5 protein-coding genes are annotated in these 4,408 nt (G+C 37.1%); all 5 read left to right on the top strand.

Going from position 1 to position 4,408, the window contains the following annotated elements:
- Nucleotides 1–1,005: (Fe-S)-binding protein (locus SOY52_RS10470; protein ID WP_320848900.1), on the top strand; the 1,005-nt coding region annotated here is incomplete at its 5' end.
- Complete coding sequence (locus tag SOY52_RS10465; protein ID WP_320848899.1) at nucleotides 1,005–2,201, top strand: SpoIIE family protein phosphatase; 1,197 nt, start codon at nucleotides 1,005–1,007, stop codon at nucleotides 2,199–2,201. The genes SOY52_RS10470 and SOY52_RS10465, both read left to right, overlap by 1 nt.
- 13 nt (nucleotides 2,202–2,214) lie before the next feature.
- On the top strand, nucleotides 2,215–2,478 hold the full coding sequence (locus tag SOY52_RS10460; RefSeq protein WP_320848898.1) for a hypothetical protein: 264 nt from the start codon (nucleotides 2,215–2,217) through the stop codon (nucleotides 2,476–2,478).
- Nucleotides 2,471–3,934: a monomeric [FeFe] hydrogenase gene (locus SOY52_RS10455; RefSeq protein ID WP_320848897.1), complete on the top strand. Its 1,464-nt coding sequence runs from the start codon at nucleotides 2,471–2,473 to the stop codon at nucleotides 3,932–3,934. Before SOY52_RS10460 ends, SOY52_RS10455 begins: the two co-directional genes overlap by 8 nt.
- Nucleotides 3,934–4,392: a GAF domain-containing protein gene (locus SOY52_RS10450; protein WP_320848896.1), complete on the top strand. Its 459-nt coding sequence runs from the start codon at nucleotides 3,934–3,936 to the stop codon at nucleotides 4,390–4,392. Before SOY52_RS10455 ends, SOY52_RS10450 begins: the two co-directional genes overlap by 1 nt.
- Nucleotides 4,393–4,408 lie beyond the last annotated feature (16 nt).

Genomic DNA, 4,408 nt, shown 5'->3' with positions numbered 1-4,408 from the left:
CGTGATGCTCTTGCCCTTTCTGGAGTTAATGAAATACATGATGTATTAGCACAAGGTAGTGCTAATGACCCATTCTTAGAGCTGTTAGGTTGTGAAGGTGGATGTATTAACGGTCCTGTATCTGATAAAAGTAAATCACTCGCTGCAAGAAAGAATGCAATAGCTCAATTTACTGAAGAAAGAATAAATAGTGGAGAAAAGCTCTTTGAGCCAAAAGAAGAATTTATTCGTGAAGTATTAGATAAAGGATATGGTATTATTAATTCAGCTCAGCCAAAGAGTAATATTACTTTTAACAAGGTATTTTCTGAGGATGAAATAAGACAAGCACTTCTTGAACTTGGAAAGAATACCAAGGCAGATGAATTAAATTGTGGTGGTTGTGGTTATAATACCTGTCGCGATATGGCTGTTGCTTATCTTTCTGGCATGGCTGAAGCTGAAATGTGTGTAACTAAGATGAGAAAGGAAGCACAGAGTAAGGTTGATATGCTATTAAGAACAATTCCAAATGCTGTTGTAATTGTTAATAGAGATTTAAATATCGCTGATTGTAACATTAACTTCTTAAAAATCTTTGGCGATATGGATGAATCTTTACTTGATGATTCAATGCTTTCTCTAGTCTCTGGATTACCTCTTGAAAGATTCGTTCCATTTTATGAGAAGTTCTCTGATGAATTTTATGCTCAAAAGCGTAACCAATATAGACTTCACTACAAAGATAAGTTCTTGCGTGTTACTTTCTTCTTAGTTGAAAAAAATCGTCTGCTTGGAGCAATGTTTGATGATATCACATCTCCAACAGTAAAACGTGAAACAGTAGTAAAGAAGGCTGAAGATGTTATTCAGAAGTCTCTTGAAACTGTACAGCAAATCGCATCACTTTTAGGTGAAAATGCTGCTGAAACAGAGATTATGTTAAATAGCTTAATCGATGCATTCAGTGTTCATGGGGACTCTAACAATGATGGGTTTACTATCGATGACGAGGTAGAGGTTTAATGAATAATATCTTTATCGATGTAGACTACGCTCAGATTTATAAACATGGTCAAAAGATTGGAGGAGATGTTTTCTTACTCTCAAGGAATCCTGAGAGTAATAAAATTGTCTGTACTCTGTCTGATGGACTTGGCTCAGGTGTAAAGGCTAATGTACTTGCTTCCCTTACTGCACATATGGCTCATAAGCTAAGTTTTTCACCAATTGATCTTGGACACTCTGCTGAGATAATCATGAATACACTTCCTGTATGCCGTGAAAGAAAGATAAGCTATTCAACTTTTACAATTGCAGATATACACTACAAGGAGAACATGGAAAATATTAATGTTCGTCTTGTTGAGTATGATAACCCATTAGCACTTCGTTTTAAGGGATGTGAACCTGTTAGCTGGCAAAGAGATAAAAGAGAGTTACAGAGAGAAGCTGCCTTTAAAAAGGAAGTAGTTCAATACTCTCAATTTAACATGGAAATCGGAGAGCGTTTGATAATGTTCTCTGATGGTGTTTCTCAATCAGGACTAGGAAAGAGTCTTCCTCTTGGCTGGAGAACTAGTGGTGTACAAAAGTATGTATCTGAGCTAATAAAGGCTAATCCTAATATCTCATCTAGAGAGTTAAGTAGTTCAATTGTTCAAAAGGCTAATACATTAGATGGCCTTTGTTCAAAGGACGATATTACAGCAGTAGTTGTTTATATTAGAAGACCAAGAAAGACTGTAATTGTTACTGGTCCTCCATTTACAAAGGAAGCAGATGAAATCTTAGGTGAGAAAATAAAAGCTTTCGATGGAAAGAAAATTGTTTCTGGTGGTACAACTGCATTAATTGTTTCAAGACTATTTAATGCGAAAATTAAGGTAGATCTTTCTTGTTGGTCTCCTGATGTTCCACCTGCAAGTAAGATGGATGGAATTGACTTAGTTACAGAAGGTATGCTTACTTTATCAAGAGTAGCAAATGTGCTTGAAAAGAAGATTCCTGTTTCTCAACTTCCTAACGACCCAGTTAAGAAGTTTGTTGAAATACTCCTCGACAGTGACCAAATACACTTTATCGTAGGAACTAAGATTAATGAGGCTCATCAGGATCCAAATATTCCTGTTGAGATTGGTATAAGAAGAACAATAGTAGGGCGTCTTAGAAATGCGCTTGAAAATATATATTTAAAAGAAACTTCACAAGAATATCTGTAGGAGGATAACAGTTATGAAGAAAGAGAAAGTACAGGTAAAGATCTGCGTAGGAACTGCTTGTTTTGTTCAGGGTGGTTCTGATCTTCTCCTTTACAACGATTTCGTAGATCCTGCAATCATTGCAGAGTGTGAGATTGAGGGATCATCATGTCTTAATGCATGTAAGGCTGATGGTGCAGGTGCTCCATATGTTGAGATTAATGGAGTTATTCATTCTAAGGTTACACAAGAGAAATTTTGTAAGTTATTAACGGAGGCTGTTAAGAATAATGCTTGAACTTAACAACCAATATACTGCGATGAAAAGACGCATTGATACTGAAGTTCTCAAACTTTTCTTTGCAGATGAGCTTGAGGATAAAGTAGATGCTCTTCCATATTCAATTATCCCAAAAGATAGAATTCCAAATCGCTGTTGTATCTATAAAGAGAGAGCTATGGTTCGCTATAGAATTATGGCTCTCTTAGGTATTGATATTGAACGTTTTGACGATGAACAGAAGCCATTAAAGGCTTATGCTAAAGAGATTATCGATAATAATCCTCCTGTTCTTCCATTACTTACAACTATCTCTACAGGCTGTTATGGTTGTCCTCCTGATCAATACAGAATCAGTGATGCATGTCGCGGATGTTTTGCTCGTCCATGTATGGCAAACTGTCCAAAAGATGCAATTTCTTTCATAAATGGTCAGGCTCATATCAATGAAGAGAGATGTATTCGCTGTGGAAAGTGTATGGATGTATGTCCATTCCACGCAGTTGTACACATCCCTGTTCCATGTGAGGAAGCATGTCCAGTAGGTGCTGTAAGAAAGAATGAGAAGGGTGTTGTAGAAATCGATCATAAAAACTGTATTAGCTGTGGTCGTTGCTCAAGAAGCTGCCCATTTGGTGCTATTGCTGAAAAGAGTGGTTTAATGCCTGTTGTAAAGATGATCAAGAACAAGGAAAAGGTCATTGCTATGATTGCTCCTGCAATTGAAGGTCAGTACCCAGGAACACTTGCTCAGATTAAGAGTGCTATTATTAAGGCAGGCTTTAGTGATGTAATTGAAGTTGCTGAAGGCGCTGAGGTTACAGCTATTCATGAGGCAGAAGAAGTTCAGCACAAGAAGGCTAATGGCGAAGGCTATATGACAACTAGCTGCTGTCCTGCTTATATGGAACTTGTTAACAAGCACCTTACATTCCTCAAGGAACGCTACTCAGATGCTTACTCCCCAATGATTTATACAGCAAAGCTTGCTCGTGAAAAATTTGGAGAGGACGCAAAATGTGTCTTCATTGGACCATGTCTTGCTAAGAGAGTAGAAGCAGTTAGAAAGGGTGGTGTTGATGGTGTTATCACCTTCAGTGAGCTTGCTGCTATCTTTATGGCTAAAGATATCGATGTCAGAGAAGAAGCTGCTGCAGATCTTGGTAATACAGAAAACTTTGCTGACTGTAGAGAATTTGCTGTATCAACAGGTGTTGCTGGCTGTGTTCTTTCTCGTGTTGAGAATCCTCAATCAATTAGAACTCAACCAATTAATGGCGTTGATAAGAAAATGTTTAGATTGATGAAGACTTGGGAGAAGAGAGCTCCAGAAGTTGACTTAATCGAAGTAATGTGCTGTGAAGAAGGCTGTTTAAATGGTCCTGGCACAATTGTTAAGCCAATGGTAGCTAAGAAGCTCCGTGGTGGAAACAAAGCTGCTACTCCAGTTAAGTCTGTTAAGAGTACCATCTAATGATTAGTAATTTTGAATTTACTAGCGATGAAGAGTTTTTAGGCTTTATCGCTACTTACCTTCAAAGTGATGACAAGTTAGTAAGTGACCTTGCTAACTTGTCTAGTCTTATATTTCATTATCTTGATGATGTTTCTTGGTGTGGCTTTTATCTTCTTGATAATGATGAACTCTACCTTGGACCATTCCAAGGAAAAGCTGCATGTACCAAAATAAAAATAGGAAAGGGCGTATGCGGAAGTGCATACAAAAGAGGTGAAACATTAATAGTTGATGATGTAAATACCTTTCCTGGACATATTGCCTGTGATAGTGCATCTAAAAGTGAAATCGTAATTCCTTTAGAAGGTTTTGGGGTATTAGATATCGATTCTACTTCTTATTCACGTTTTAGAGAAAAAGAAAAATCTTTACTTGAGAGTGTTATGAATTTGCTTTCAAAAAAAATTAATTCATAAACTTAGGTCAGTTTAC

This window comes from Bullifex sp. (assembly GCF_034103065.1).
Classification (GTDB): domain Bacteria; phylum Spirochaetota; class Spirochaetia; order Sphaerochaetales; family Sphaerochaetaceae; genus Bullifex.
This window is presented reverse-complemented; position numbering and strand designations above follow the sequence as displayed.